Genomic DNA, 12,932 nt, shown 5'->3' on the forward strand with positions numbered 1-12,932 from the left:
CCGGCGGGGCTCAGAGCGCCGCCAGCGACTCCTTGGCTGCGGACACCACGGCATCCGTCGTGATTCCGAACTCGCGGAACAGCGTCTTGTAATCGGCCGAGGCACCGAAGTGCTCGATCGAGACGCTGCGGCCCGCATCTCCCACGATGCCCCTCCAGCTGAGTCCGAGCCCGGCTTCGACCGAGACCCGAGCGCGAACGGATGCTGGCAGCACCGACTCGCGATATTCGCTGCTCTGCTCCTCGAACCACTCGAGGCAAGGAGCAGAGACCACACGGGCGTTGATGCCGTCGCTGGCAAGGCGCTCGCGCGCCTCCAGCGCCAGCTGCACCTCCGAACCGGTGGCGATGAGGATGACGTCAGCCGCACCGCCTGGGGCCTCGGCGAGCACGTATGCACCCTTGGCGACGTTGCTCGCGGAGGCGAGCGTGTCGCCGTGAGCATCGCCGTCACCCCGTTCGAACACGGGCACGTTCTGGCGCGTCAAAGCGATGCCTGCCGGGGCGTGACGACGCGTGAGCATCGTCTTCCAGGCCCAGGCGACCTCGTTGGCATCAGCGGGCCGCACCACGTCGAGCCCGGGGATGGCCCGCAAGGAGGAGAGCTGCTCGATCGGCTGGTGGGTCGGCCCGTCTTCGCCCAGCGCGACGGAGTCATGCGTCCAGACGAAGATCGACGGCACCTTCATGAGCGCTGCCAGGCGCACCGCGGGCCGCATGTAGTCGCTGAAGATCAGGAATGTGCCGCCGAAGGGGCGGGTGGGGCCGTGCAGGACGATGCCATTGAGGATCGAGGCCATGGCGTGCTCGCGGATGCCGAAGTGAAGCACCCGGCCATAGGGGTCGCCCTTCCAGAGCTCGGTCGAGCGCTCGGTGGGGACGAACGACGCCGCACCCTCGATGGTCGTGTTGTTCGACTCCGCCAGGTCGGCGGAACCGCCCCAGAGCTCGGGAAGCGCGGCGCCGAGCGCGCCGAGCACCTTGCCGGATGCTGCGCGAGTCGACACGTCCTTGCCCGCTTCGAATACTGGGAGTGCGTCGTCGATGTCGGCGGGCAGCTCACCGGCGAGCAGACGATCGAGCAGCTGCTTCCGGTCAGGGTTGGCGGCGGCCCAGCTGTCGAAGTCCTTCTGCCACTCCGCGCGTACCGCGCGGCCCCGGTCGACCGCCTTGCGAGTGTGCGCGATCACGTCGTCGGCGACAGCGAAGTGCTTCTCGGGGTCGAACCCCAGTACTCGCTTGACCGCGGCGAGTTCGTCGGCGCCGAGGGCGGAGCCGTGGATCTTGCCGGTGTTCTGCTTGTGCGGCGACGGCCAGCCGATGATGGTCTTCAGGACGATGAGCGAGGGCTTGCTCGTCTCCGCCTTGGCCTCTTCGATGGCCCGGTGAAGTTCGGCTACGTCCTCGACGTACTCGCCGGTCTTCTTCCAGTCGACCGTGAGCACCTGCCAGCCATAGGCCTCGTACCGCTTCGCGACGTCCTCGGTGAACGCGATGTCGGTGTCGTCTTCGATCGAGATCTGGTTGCTGTCGTAGATCACGACCAGGTTGCCGAGCTGCTGATGTCCCGCGAGCGAGCTGGCCTCGCTGGTCACGCCCTCCTGCAGGTCGCCGTCGCTGGCGATCACGTAGATGTGGTGGTCGAAGGGACTGGTGCCGGCAGGGGCCTCAGGGTCGAAGAGACCGCGTTCGAAGCGCTGCGCGTAAGCGAAGCCGACAGCCGACGCGAGGCCCTGGCCCAGAGGTCCGGTGGTGATCTCGACGCCGTCGGTGTGCCCGTACTCAGGGTGTCCGGGGGTCTTCGAGCCCCAGGTGCGCAGCGCCTCGAGGTCATCGAGTTCCAGGCCGTATCCGCCGAGGTAGAGCTGCACGTACTGCGTCAGCGATGTGTGCCCGGCGGAGAGGATGAACCGGTCGCGGCCGAGCCAGTGCTGGTCGGAGGGGTCGTGGCGCATCACCTTCTGGAACAGCAGATACGCAGCGGGTGCCAGGCTCATCGCGGTGCCCGGGTGTCCGTTGCCCACCTTCTCAACGGCGTCGGCTGCGAGGATGCGCGCCGTATCGACCGCCTGATCGTCGATGGACTCCCACTCGAGTGCTGCCACTGGATAACAACCCTTCTCTGCGGCGCCGGAGCGGTGTCGATCCTCGCGTGCGGCCACCTACGGGTATCAGCACGGATTCCACTCAGCACGGCGCTGGTGTCGTCGAGGACGGTGTACTCCGCCTCGAGGGATGCCGCACCCCATCGGGCGAGCAACCTCAAGTATAGGGAAGGCCCACATACGCATCGACTAGACTCGGGCCACCCGGATCAGCAGTTTTCGAGGAGCAATGAGCGCAGCCGTTTCCAGCACGACCGAGCGTCCGAGCATCGGCTTCCGCCGCACCCTCAAGGCATACGTCTCGCTCACCAAGCCCAGGGTGACCGAGTTGTTGCTCGTGACGACTGCGCCCGTGATGATCCTCGCCGAGCGCGGCATCCCGAACCTCTGGCTCGTGGTCGCGACGCTCATCGGCGGCACGCTCAGTGCGAGCGCGGCGAGCTCGTTCAACTGCTACATCGACCGCGACATCGACCGCCTGATGCATCGCACCGAGAACCGGCCGCTCGTCACTGGCGAGATCACCCCTCGAGCTGCGCTGATCTTCTCGTGGGTGCTCGCGGTGCTCTCCACCGTGTGGCTGCTGGTGTTCACGAACCCGCTGACCGCCGCACTGTCGGTCGCGGCCATCTTCTTCTACGTGGTCGTGTACACCCTGGTGCTCAAGCGCCGCACCGAGCAGAACATCGTCTGGGGCGGCATCGCCGGCTGCTTCCCGGTGCTCATCGGCTGGGCCGCGGTCACCGAACGCGTCGACTGGGCGCCGCTCATCCTGTTCCTCGTCGTCTTCCTCTGGACGCCACCGCACTACTGGCCGCTGTCGATGAAGTACCGCGCCGACTATGAGAGCGCGAGCGTGCCGATGCTGGCGGTCACTCGCGGTCGCGCGGCCGTGGGGCTGCAGACGATCCTGTACGCGTGGGCCACCGTGGCCGCCTCGCTGCTGCTCGTTCCGGTCGCGCCCATGGGCATCGTCTACACCGTCGTCGCCGCAGGCTCAGGCTTCTGGTTCATCGCCGAGACCCACCGTCTGTACAACAGGGCGATCCGTGGCGAAGAGCCGAAGCCCATGCTCGTGTTCAAGGCCAGCATCACCTACCTGACGCTGCTCTTCGTCGCCGTCGGCGTCGACCCGCTGCTGCCCTTCTGACGGGAGCCGCTCACTAGCGCACCCGGCTTCCCCGCACGCGTGTGAGCGGCACAACGCCGCCGCAGTGAACGGGCGGCGCTGGTCGCAAGCAGTGGTTGGCGCTGCCCTGGCTCGTGACGCGGGCTTCCGCGAATCGTGCGCGGATGCTGCCCGAAGTGCCGAGCAGGCGCTGCCTGAAGCCGTCGATGGCGCGACCGAAGGAGGGTCACAGCGCTCCCGCGAGTGGTGAGCGGCCACCCACGGTTCGTGAGCGGCGCCGGCGACCGCTGGCGAGCGGGCGCGGCCCCCAAGTGCTCAGGCGGCGCCTACCGTCAAGCGGGGACCTGTGTGTTACGCCACGGCCGTCTGCTCGAGCGGGGTTACGCCACGGCCGTCTGCTCGAGCGGGGTTACGCCACGGCCGTCTGCTCGAGCGGCTCTCGGCGCTTCATGCGCAGCAGCACCACGGTCATCGCAGCGGCCGTGAGCGCCGCGAGCACCATGTGCGCACCCACGGAGAGCGCAGGCAAGCCGTTTCTCGCCTGGTACAGGCCGACTCCGATCTGCACGAGCTCGATCGCCAGCAGGGCGACCACCCAACGACGACCGCCGAAGCGCGTGCGGTAAGAGGCGATCACCAGCGCGACAGTGAGCGCGAACAGCGCGTAGCTCGGCCACGCGTGCACATGCTCGAGCAGTTCTGCATTGAATCCGTTGCGCCCGGCATCCGCGTCTCCGGAGTGCGGGCCGGCGCCGGTGGTGATCACACCGAAGACGATGGTGAGCGCGAGTGCCGCGCTCGTCGCGTGCGCGAGCGCGGCGAAGCCCCGCTGCACCGTGCGCACCCTCGGACCGGCCGGTTCATAGGCGAAGACGAGGAACGCTGCTGTCACGCACACGAGGAGCAGAGACGCGACGTAGTGGAAGCCCACGATGAACGGGTTGAGCCCCGTCCACACTGTGATGCCGCCGATGACCGCCTGCGCAACCACACCACCGAGGACGATGCAGGCGAGCACGAAGAGGTCGCGCCGCTGGCGCCGGAAGCGCCAGATGAGCACGAGCACCAGGACCGCCAGGATGCCGACGAGGCCCGTCATGGTTCGGTTGCCGAACTCGATCACCCCGTGGATGCCCATCTCGGGGGTCGGCACGAGGGATTCGGGCGTGCACGTGGGCCAGGTCGGGCAGCCGAGACCCGAACCGGTGAGACGCACTGCGCCGCCGGTGCCGATGATGAGCACCTCGCTCAGGAACGAGAGCCAGGCGAACAGCCGCACGCGCCGGTCGACCGTCGCGGGCAGCCGGGCGGCGAGGCCTCGGCGGGGGAGTGAGGGCCGCACGGCGGGCGTGGTCACGTGCCGGATGTCCTTCCGTTCCTTTTCAGCGCATTCTCTGTAGAATTGGCCGGGTTCCAAGAACACAGCCATCGCCGGGAGTCAGGGTTGACGCCGTGCCGATCAGGGCCGAGCGTCGTCGTCAAGTCTAAGCAACCGCGCACCGGCGCTGGCCACCGTCTGCTCCCGCTGCTTCGCTGTGTCAGGAATGCCGGAGCAGCCCCATCGGTTGTAACCGGGGGAAGAGAGGGAGTTATGTCTGACGTGCTCATCGAACGGCCAGAACTCGACGGTCTTGGACAGTACGAGTTCGGTTGGTCCGACCCGGATGTGGCGGGCGCTTCCGCTCGTCGCGGGCTGTCGAATGAGGTGGTCGAAGACATCTCGCGCCTGAAGGACGAACCGGACTGGATGCTGCAGCGCCGCCTGAACGCGCTCAAGATCTTCGACCGCAAGCCGATGCCCACCTGGGGCGCCGACCTCAGCGGGATCGATTTCGACAACATCAAGTACTTCGTGCGCTCCACCGAGAAGCAGGCCAGCTCTTGGGAGGAGCTTCCGGAGGAGATCAAGAACACCTACGAGCGCCTCGGCATCCCCGAGGCCGAGCGCCAGCGGCTCGTCGCCGGCGTCGCCGCGCAGTACGAGTCGGAGGTCGTGTACCACCAGATCCGCGAGGATCTGGAGGAGCAGGGCGTCCTCTTCCTCGACACCGACACCGCGCTCAAGGAGCACCCCGAGTTCTTCGAGGAGTACTTCGGCACGGTGATCCCGTCAGGCGACAACAAGTTCGCAGCGCTGAACACTGCCGTCTGGTCGGGCGGATCGTTCGTGTACGTCCCACCGGGGGTGCACGTCGAGATCCCGTTGCAGGCCTACTTCCGGATCAACACCGAGAACATGGGCCAGTTCGAGCGCACGCTGATCATCGCCGATGAGGGCAGCTACGTGCACTACATCGAGGGCTGCACCGCTCCCATCTACAAGAGCGACTCGCTGCACTCGGCGGTCGTCGAGATCATCGTCAAGAAGAACGCGCGGGTGCGGTACACGACCATCCAGAACTGGTCGAGCAACGTGTACAACCTCGTGACCAAGCGCGCGGTCGCCCACGAGGGCGCCACCATGGAATGGGTCGACGGCAACATCGGCTCCAAGGTCACCATGAAGTACCCGTCGATCTTCCTGATGGGCGAGCACGCGAAGGGCGAGACGCTCTCGGTCGCCTTCGCCGGTCCCGGCCAGCACCAGGACGCCGGCGCGAAGATGATCCACATGGCTCCGTACACGAGCTCGAACATCCTGTCGAAGTCGATCGCCCGCGGTGGCGGCCGCACGGGATACCGAGGCGAGGTGAGGATCGACGCGAAGGCGCACCACTCCGCGAACACGGTGAACTGCGATGCGCTGCTCGTCGACACGATCTCGCGCTCCGACACGTACCCGGCGATCGACATCCGCGTCGACGACGTGCAGCTCGGGCACGAGGCCACTGTGTCGCGCGTGAGCGAGGAGCAGTTGTTCTACCTGCAGTCGCGTGGCATTGAAGAGGCAGAGGCGATGGCGATGATCGTGCGCGGCTTCATCGAGCCGATCGCGCGCGAACTGCCAATGGAGTACGCGCTCGAACTGAACAAGCTCATCGAGATGAGCATGGAAGGATCAGTCGGCTGATATGACCGCCCCTACGACCACCGCCCCCGGACAGCACGGTTTCAAGGAGCACAGCGACGGCGGATGGGGACTGGTCCCTGTTCAGACGCGCTCGGAGCGCTTCACCTCGACGCAGCACGACCAGCATCCGCCGGTCACCGGCCGCGAGCAGGAGTGGAAGCTCACCCCGGTCGACAGGATTCGCGAGCTCATCGACGGCGAGCTCGACGGCGCCGACTACCCGATCGAGCACGCCTCGGTCGACGGCGTGACCGTCGAGTGGATCGGCCGCGATGACGCTCGTATCGGCCGCGCCGGCATCCCCGAAGAGCGCGCTTCCGCCAACGCCTGGACGAATTTCGCCAAGGCGCTCGCGATCACGGTGTCGGGTGAGGAGCCCTCGCGCTTCAAGCTCGACCGCTCGCAGCTCGGCGATACCCCTCGTGCCGCGCACACCGTGATCACGGCCAAGCCGAACTCCCAGGCGCTCGTGCTGCTGCAGAACACCGGCGACGCGCGGCTCAGCGAGAACGTCGAGATCGTCGTCGAAGACGGCGCGAACCTCACAGTCGTGACGCTGCAGGAGTGGGACGACAGCGCCCACCACCTGGCGAGCCACTTCGCCCGCATTGGCCGCGACGCGACTCTGCGCCACATCCAGGTCTCGCTCGGCGGCGGCGTGGTTCGCGTGAACCCGTCGGCCCACCTCGCAGAGCAGGGCGCGAACGGCGAACTGCTCGGTCTGTACTTCGCGGATGCCGGGCAGCACCTCGAGCAGCGCGTGTTCGTGCACCACGATGCGCCCAACACCCGCAGCCGCGTCAACTACAAGGGCGCGCTGAACGGCGAGGGCGCGCGCACGGTCTGGGTGGGCGATGTCCTCATCGCTCGAAGCGCTCCCGGCACCGACAGCTACGAGCAGAACCGGAACCTCGTGCTCAGCGACGGCACCCGCGCCGACTCGATCCCGAACCTCGAGATCGAGACCGGTCAGATCGAAGGCGCCGGCCACGCCAGCACCACCGGCCGTTTCGACGACGAGCAGCTCTTCTACCTGCAGTCGCGCGGCGTGCCGGAGGACGAGGCCCGACGCCTCGTCGTGCTCGGCTTCCTGCTCGAGATCGTGCAGCAGATCGGTGATGCCGAGCTCGAAGAGCGACTCGAAGCGCTGCTCGAGGCCGAGGTCGCCGCGAGCGGGAGAGCGTGATGGCGGCAACGCGCGCTTGCGGCATCGACGAGGTCGGGGTCAATCAAGCGAAACGCGTCGTGATCGACGGCGTGCCGATCGCCGTCGTGAAGGACTCGGCGGGTGACATCCACGCAATCGGAGACACCTGCACCCACGGCGACATCTCGCTCTCCGAGGGCTTCGTCGAAGACGGAACGCTCGAATGCTGGGCCCACGGCTCCAAGTTCGAGCTCACCACCGGCCGTCCTCTGACGCTGCCCGCCTACGAACCCGTGCCCGTCTACGTCGTCACGATTCGCGACGGTGCCATCTACATCGACCCGAGCGACACTGTCGCCGTCTGAACAACAGGATTGAGTACACACGACATGTCAGTTCTCGAAATCAAGGACCTTCACGTCAGCATCGACACCGATCAGGGTGCGAAGCAGATCCTCAAGGGCGTCGACCTCACGCTGAACAGCAACGAGATCCACGCCATCATGGGCCCCAACGGCTCCGGCAAGTCGACCCTGGCCTACACGATCGCCGGTCACCCGCGCTACACCGTCGACAGCGGCACCATCACGCTCGACGGTGAGGACGTGCTCGAGATGAGCGTGGACGAGCGCGCCCGCGCCGGTCTCTTCCTCGCCATGCAGTACCCGGTCGAAGTGCCAGGGGTGACGGTCGCGAACTTCCTGCGCACCGCGAAGACCGCCATCGACGGGGAAGCCCCGGCGCTGCGGCCGTGGATCAAGGAGATGCGTGAAGCCATGCAGAACCTGCGCATGGACTCCTCGTTCGCGGAGCGCAACCTCAATGAGGGCTTCTCCGGCGGCGAGAAGAAGCGTCACGAGATCGTGCAGCTCGAGCTGCTGAAGCCGAAGTTCGCGGTGCTCGACGAGACCGACTCCGGACTCGACGTCGACGCGCTGAAGATCGTCTCCGACGGTGTGAACAAGGCGCGCGAAGCGAACGGCCTCGGCATCATGCTGATCACGCACTACACGCGGATCCTTCGCTACATCAAGCCCGACTTCGTGCACGTCTTCGTCGACGGCCGCATCGCCGAGGAGGGTGGTCCCGAGCTCGCCGAGCGCCTTGAGGAAGAGGGCTATGACCGGTTCCTCAGCGGCAGCGGCGTAAACTGAGCCCATGGCAACCTCGGCTCTCGCACCGGCACTCTTCGACCAGGTCGAAGAGGCGCTGAAGGACGTCATGGACCCCGAGCTCGGCGTCAACATCGTCGACCTCGGGCTCATCTATGACCTCACGTGGGACGACGAAGCCGACGCGCTGGTCGTCAGCATGACGCTGACGTCGGCCGGATGCCCGCTCACTGATGTGATCGAGGAGCAGACCGCGCAGTCGCTCGACGGCGTGGTGGAGCGGTTCCGCATCAATTGGGTGTGGATGCCGCCGTGGGGCCCGGAGCGCATCACCGAAGACGGGCGCGACATGATGCGCGCGCTCGGCTTCTCGATCTGACGTGCTGGCCGTACAAGGCCTCGAGATCCGCGTCGGCGCCCGCCTATTGATGGAGGGCGTCGACTTCCGGGTCGATCGCGGCGACAAGATCGGGCTCGTCGGCCGAAATGGTGCCGGCAAGACCACCCTCACCAGAGCCCTCGCGGGCGAGACCCTGCCCACCGGGGGAACGATCTCCCGCTCGGGTGAGATCGGCTACTTGCCGCAGGACCCTCGTTCCGGCGATCCCGAACAGCTCGCGCGAACGAGAATCCTCGATGCCCGCGGGCTCGGCCAGATCGTGCTCGGCATGCAGAGGGCGACCGAGGAGATGGCCAGCGACGATGCCTCGATCGCGGATGCCGCGATGCACCGCTATGGACGGCTCACCGACCGCTTCCTCGCCCTCGGCGGGTACGCCGCTGAGGCCGAAGCCGCCTCGATCGCGAGCAACCTCAACCTGCCCGACCGTATTCTCGATCAGCCCCTGAAGACGCTCTCGGGCGGGCAGCGCCGACGGATCGAGCTCGCCCGCATCCTGTTCTCGGATGCGAGCACGATGATCCTCGACGAGCCGACCAACCACCTCGATGCGGACTCGGTCGTGTGGCTCCGGGAGTTCCTCAAGGGATACTCGGGCGGGTTCATCGTCATCAGCCACGACATCGAGCTCGTCGGCGAGACGGTCAACAAGGTCTTCTACCTCGACGCGAACCGCCAGGTCATCGACATCTACAACATGGGGTGGAAGCACTACCTCCGCCAGCGCGAAGCCGATGAGGAACGGCGCAAGAAGGAGCGGCTCAACGCCGAGAAGAAGGCGACCGCGCTGCAACTGCAGGCGGCGCGCTTCGGTGCCAAGGCGACCAAGGCCGCCGCAGCCCACCAGATGGTGGCTCGCGCGGAGAAGCTGCTCGCCGGCCTCGAAGCGGTGCGGGCCGTCGACCGCGTGGCCAAGCTGCGCTTCCCCGAACCGGCCGCGTGCGGCCGAACGCCGCTCCAGGCGAAGAATCTGAGCAAGAGCTACGGCTCGCTCGAGATCTTCACTGCCGTCGACCTCGCGATCGACCGCGGGTCGAAGGTGGTCGTGCTCGGGCTGAACGGCGCAGGCAAGACCACCCTGTTGCGAATGCTGGCCGGTGTGGACGAGCCCGACACGGGGGTGATCGAGCCCGGCCACGGCCTGCGCATCGGGTACTACGCGCAAGAGCACGAGACGATCGACGTGAAGCGCACGGTGCTGCAGAACATGGTCTCCGCGTCTCCTCAGCTCACCGAGACAGAAGCGCGGCGCGTGCTCGGATCGTTCCTCTTCACCGGCGACGATGTGCTCAAGCCGGCCGGGGTGCTCTCCGGCGGCGAGAAGACCCGTCTCGCCCTCGCGATGATCGTGGTCTCGGGCGCGAATGTATTGCTGCTCGACGAGCCGACGAACAACCTCGACCCGGCCAGCCGCGAAGAGATCCTCGGGGCGCTCGCGGGCTACACCGGCGCGGTGGTGCTCGTCTCCCACGACGCGGGCGCCGTGGAGGCACTGAACCCAGAGCGGGTGCTCATCCTGCCGGACGGCGTCGAGGACCACTGGAACAAGGACTACGCCGAGCTCGTCGAACTTGCCTGACGCCGTTCAGTGCCGACGGAGACGTCGTGCAACCCGTGCGCGGCGACGTGCCGCTGGGCGGGGCTGGTGCTGGGCTGCCGGCTGCGACCTCGGATGCCGCCGGTCAGCGGTGCGAATCGATGAGCGCGTCCTCGATCTCGGCGTCGCTCGGGCCCTTGGCCTTGCGCCGCTCGCTGCGGCGCTCCTCCTGCATGCGGACCTTCGGGTCGTCGGCGTTCCGGATGCGGTACTCGGTGCGCACCGCCCAGCCGAGCCCGATGAAGCCCATCACGGCGAAGGCGATCCACTGCAGCGCGTATGAGAGGTGGGGGCCCTCGTCCTCTGGCGGTTTCGGCGTCGCCAGGGGAGCCGACTCTGCGGGGGCAGGGCTCTCGCTCGCGAGCAAGCCGTAGGCGTTCGTGTACGTCGGCTCACCGACCTTCTCCTCGACCGTGGGAAGGTGCACAGTAGCGAGCTGACCCTCGGGCGCGCTGCGTCCGGGAAGGGTGGGCTCACCGGGCTTGAGCCGGGCGACGACGGTGACGTCTCCGGCGGGCGGGGCGGGCACGGCATCCGGCGCGTCCTGCTCACTGCCGGTCGGAACCCATCCGCGGTCGACCACGAAGACCGCCCCGGCGTCGGTCTTGAACGGGACGACCACCGCGAAGCCCGGCTGGCCGTTCATGGGGCGGTTCCTCACCAGCAACTGCTCGTCGGCGAGGTAGCGCCCGTGAAGCTCCACGGGTGTCCACTTGAGGTCGTCGTGCCAGTCATCGAGCGTCGGCAGCACCTCATCTATCGGCTGCACGTCGCGATCCCAGTTCTGGGCGACGCGCTCGTTCTCGGCGCGCACCTCGTCGAGCCGAGCCCACTGCCAACGGCTCAACAGCACGCAGGCGATCGCGAAGAGCACGGCCACGCCGAGGTACCCGGCCCAGCGGCGATTCATGACGAAACGAAGCCGGTTCACGCAGGCGTCTCCTCAGGAAGCCGCTCGAGCGGCTCATCGATCGGGGTGACGACGACCGGGAACGCACGTGCGGCGAGGTAGTCGCGCAACCAATCCCGATGGTCGTCGCAGGCGAGCCAGATCTTCACCCGGCTCTCAGGATGAATGCGTGGGTTGCGCCAATTGATGCACCACGCAGCGGCCGCACCGCAACCCGCGCGTGAGCAGACGCGGCCCGCCGGGCCGCCCCCGAGTCCGATCACGATCGATCGCCCTCACCAGAAGCGCCCTGCTGACCTTGCGGACCTTGCTGACGTTGCTGTTCCTGCTGATCGGCGGTGAACCACCGGCCGTCGTCATGACGCACGAGTCCTCCAGGACGTTCGACAGCGCCTGGAGCCGTGCGCTGCACATTGGCGATCACGACGGCGACGTAGGGCAGCACGACCGCTCCGACCGCCGGTACGAGGATCCACCAGCCCGGGGTGAAGAAGCACGCGATCACGCACGCGAGCCTGACGCCCATCGCAATGCCGTACTTGAGCATGCGGATGCCGCGCTCCTCGTCGGGGGAGAGCGGAAGCGTCGTGATCGCGGTGCGGTGCTTCATCGGGGGATGTGATCCATGGTCTGCTCCAAGGGTACGCCGCCGCGCTGCGTGCAGACCCCTTGTTGTTTGAGCGAGATCGCCGGGACCTCGCGCTCGGCGCTCTTGGCTGAACCGAGAGAAGGGAGGGCACCGCTTGGCGCGACGATAGGCTCGAATCCATGACGACGACTCCTCGCACCGTGCTCATCACCGGCGGCAACCGCGGTATCGGCTTCGCGATCGCCGAGGCGTTCCTCGCGGAGGGCCACCGCGTCGCGGTGACCGCGCGCTCTGGTGAGGGCCCCGAGGGGAGCCTCACTGTGCGTGCCGATGTGACGGATGCCGCGTCGATCGACGCCGCGTTCACCGAGGTCGAGCAGAAGTTCGGACCGGTCGAGGTCGTCGTAGCCAACGCGGGTGTGACGCGCGACACGCTCCTGCTGCGCATGAGCGAGGACGACTTCACCGATGTGGTCGACACCAATCTGAGCGGCGCCTTCCGCGTGGTCAAGCGTGCCGCCAAGGGCATGCTGAAGGCGAAGTTCGGCCGGGTCGTGCTCGTGTCGAGCGTGGTGGGCCTGTACGGCTCAGCAGGCCAGATCAACTACTCGGCGTCGAAGAGCGGGCTCATCGGCATCGCACGCTCGCTGACTCGCGAACTGGGCTCCCGCGGGATCACCGCGAATGTCGTCGCGCCGGGGTTCATCGAGACAGAGATGACCGCGGTGCTCCCGGAGGCGACGCAGGCCGAGTACAAGCGCAACATCCCCGCCGGCCGATTCGCCCGGCCGGAAGAGGTCGCGAAGGCCATCACCTGGCTGGCGAGCGACGACGCGGCGTACATCTCGGGTGCCGTCATTCCGGTCGACGGTGGCCTCGGCATGGGGCACTGAGCGACCCCCGAACCTCCACGAAGCGCCGGCGCGTCTGATCA

The 12,932-nt window shown here is 67.2% G+C and carries 13 protein-coding genes; 8 read left to right on the top strand and 5 right to left on the bottom strand.

Features of this window, described 5'->3' with window-relative positions; all coding sequences use genetic code 11:
* Positions 1-10: 10 nt before the first annotated feature.
* Entirely contained in the window at positions 11-2,104 is a 2,094-nt protein-coding gene (gene tkt / locus QF206_RS04050; RefSeq protein WP_281487897.1) for a transketolase, read from the bottom strand.
* Positions 2,105-2,333: 229 nt separating this feature from the next.
* Between tkt and QF206_RS04055 the strand changes: the two genes are divergently transcribed.
* Entirely contained in the window at positions 2,334-3,254 is a 921-nt protein-coding gene (locus QF206_RS04055) for a heme o synthase (protein WP_281487898.1), read from the top strand.
* A gap of 388 nt (positions 3,255-3,642) precedes the next feature.
* On the opposite strand, the gene QF206_RS04060 is transcribed toward QF206_RS04055, so the two are convergent.
* Positions 3,643-4,590 carry a COX15/CtaA family protein gene (locus QF206_RS04060; protein WP_422785347.1) on the bottom strand — a complete coding sequence of 316 codons (948 nt, stop codon included), beginning with the start codon at positions 4,588-4,590 and terminating at the stop codon, positions 3,643-3,645.
* Between the two features lie 234 nt (positions 4,591-4,824).
* On the opposite strand from QF206_RS04060, the gene sufB reads away from it, so the two are divergent.
* From sufB to QF206_RS04090, 6 genes are read left to right on the top strand one after another with little or no spacing between them, the layout of a single operon-like run.
* On the top strand, positions 4,825-6,243 hold the full coding sequence (gene sufB, locus QF206_RS04065; RefSeq protein ID WP_281487899.1) for a Fe-S cluster assembly protein SufB: 1,419 nt from the start codon (positions 4,825-4,827) through the stop codon (positions 6,241-6,243).
* A gap of 1 nt (position 6,244) precedes the next feature.
* Positions 6,245-7,429 (top strand): Fe-S cluster assembly protein SufD, encoded by a 1,185-nt coding sequence (sufD, locus tag QF206_RS04070; RefSeq protein WP_281487900.1) that lies wholly within the window; start codon positions 6,245-6,247, stop codon positions 7,427-7,429.
* Positions 7,429-7,755 (top strand): non-heme iron oxygenase ferredoxin subunit, encoded by a 327-nt coding sequence (locus QF206_RS04075; protein WP_281487901.1) that lies wholly within the window; start codon positions 7,429-7,431, stop codon positions 7,753-7,755. The genes sufD and QF206_RS04075 overlap by 1 nt, the downstream gene beginning before the upstream one ends.
* A gap of 24 nt (positions 7,756-7,779) precedes the next feature.
* Positions 7,780-8,544, top strand: coding sequence for a Fe-S cluster assembly ATPase SufC (sufC, locus tag QF206_RS04080; protein WP_281487902.1), 765 nt, complete (start codon positions 7,780-7,782; stop codon positions 8,542-8,544).
* Between the two features lie 4 nt (positions 8,545-8,548).
* A complete protein-coding gene (locus QF206_RS04085; RefSeq protein ID WP_281487903.1) occupies positions 8,549-8,881 on the top strand; it encodes a metal-sulfur cluster assembly factor in 333 nt (110 codons plus the stop codon).
* 1 nt (position 8,882) lies between these two features.
* Complete coding sequence (locus QF206_RS04090; protein ID WP_281487904.1) at positions 8,883-10,481, top strand: ABC-F family ATP-binding cassette domain-containing protein; 1,599 nt, start codon at positions 8,883-8,885, stop codon at positions 10,479-10,481.
* A 103-nt stretch (positions 10,482-10,584) separates the two neighbouring features.
* Here QF206_RS04090 and QF206_RS04095 read toward each other — a convergent pair whose 3' ends face one another.
* The 3 genes from QF206_RS04095 to QF206_RS04105 all read right to left on the bottom strand — a co-directional run bounded on the left by QF206_RS04095 (position 10,585) and on the right by QF206_RS04105 (position 12,019).
* Entirely contained in the window at positions 10,585-11,430 is an 846-nt protein-coding gene (locus QF206_RS04095; protein WP_281487905.1) for an SURF1 family cytochrome oxidase biogenesis protein, read from the bottom strand.
* Positions 11,427-11,558 (bottom strand): hypothetical protein, encoded by a 132-nt coding sequence (locus QF206_RS12440; protein WP_340309583.1) that lies wholly within the window; start codon positions 11,556-11,558, stop codon positions 11,427-11,429. The genes QF206_RS04095 and QF206_RS12440 overlap by 4 nt, the downstream gene beginning before the upstream one ends.
* Positions 11,559-11,668: 110 nt before the next feature.
* Entirely contained in the window at positions 11,669-12,019 is a 351-nt protein-coding gene (locus QF206_RS04105) for a DUF3099 domain-containing protein (RefSeq protein WP_281487907.1), read from the bottom strand.
* 158 nt (positions 12,020-12,177) lie between these two features.
* Between QF206_RS04105 and fabG the strand changes: the two genes are divergently transcribed.
* Positions 12,178-12,891, top strand: coding sequence for a 3-oxoacyl-ACP reductase FabG (fabG, locus tag QF206_RS04110; RefSeq protein WP_281487908.1), 714 nt, complete (start codon positions 12,178-12,180; stop codon positions 12,889-12,891).
* The last annotated feature ends 41 nt before the right edge of the window (positions 12,892-12,932 follow it).

It is taken from the genome of Ruicaihuangia caeni, from assembly GCF_029952955.1.
Classification (GTDB): Bacteria; Actinomycetota; Actinomycetes; order Actinomycetales; family Microbacteriaceae; genus Ruicaihuangia; species Ruicaihuangia caeni.

Coding starts and splice junctions, on each gene's coding strand:
- QF206_RS04055 (WP_281487898.1), top strand. CDS start 2,334: ATGAGCGCAGCCGTTTCCAGCACGACCGAGCGTCCGAGCATCGGCTTC.
- sufB (WP_281487899.1), top strand. CDS start 4,825: ATGTCTGACGTGCTCATCGAACGGCCAGAACTCGACGGTCTTGGACAG.
- sufD (WP_281487900.1), top strand. CDS start 6,245: ATGACCGCCCCTACGACCACCGCCCCCGGACAGCACGGTTTCAAGGAG.
- QF206_RS04075 (WP_281487901.1), top strand. CDS start 7,429: ATGGCGGCAACGCGCGCTTGCGGCATCGACGAGGTCGGGGTCAATCAA.
- sufC (WP_281487902.1), top strand. CDS start 7,780: ATGTCAGTTCTCGAAATCAAGGACCTTCACGTCAGCATCGACACCGAT.
- QF206_RS04085 (WP_281487903.1), top strand. CDS start 8,549: ATGGCAACCTCGGCTCTCGCACCGGCACTCTTCGACCAGGTCGAAGAG.
- QF206_RS04105 (WP_281487907.1), bottom strand. CDS start 12,019: ATGAAGCACCGCACCGCGATCACGACGCTTCCGCTCTCCCCCGACGAG.
- fabG (WP_281487908.1), top strand. CDS start 12,178: ATGACGACGACTCCTCGCACCGTGCTCATCACCGGCGGCAACCGCGGT.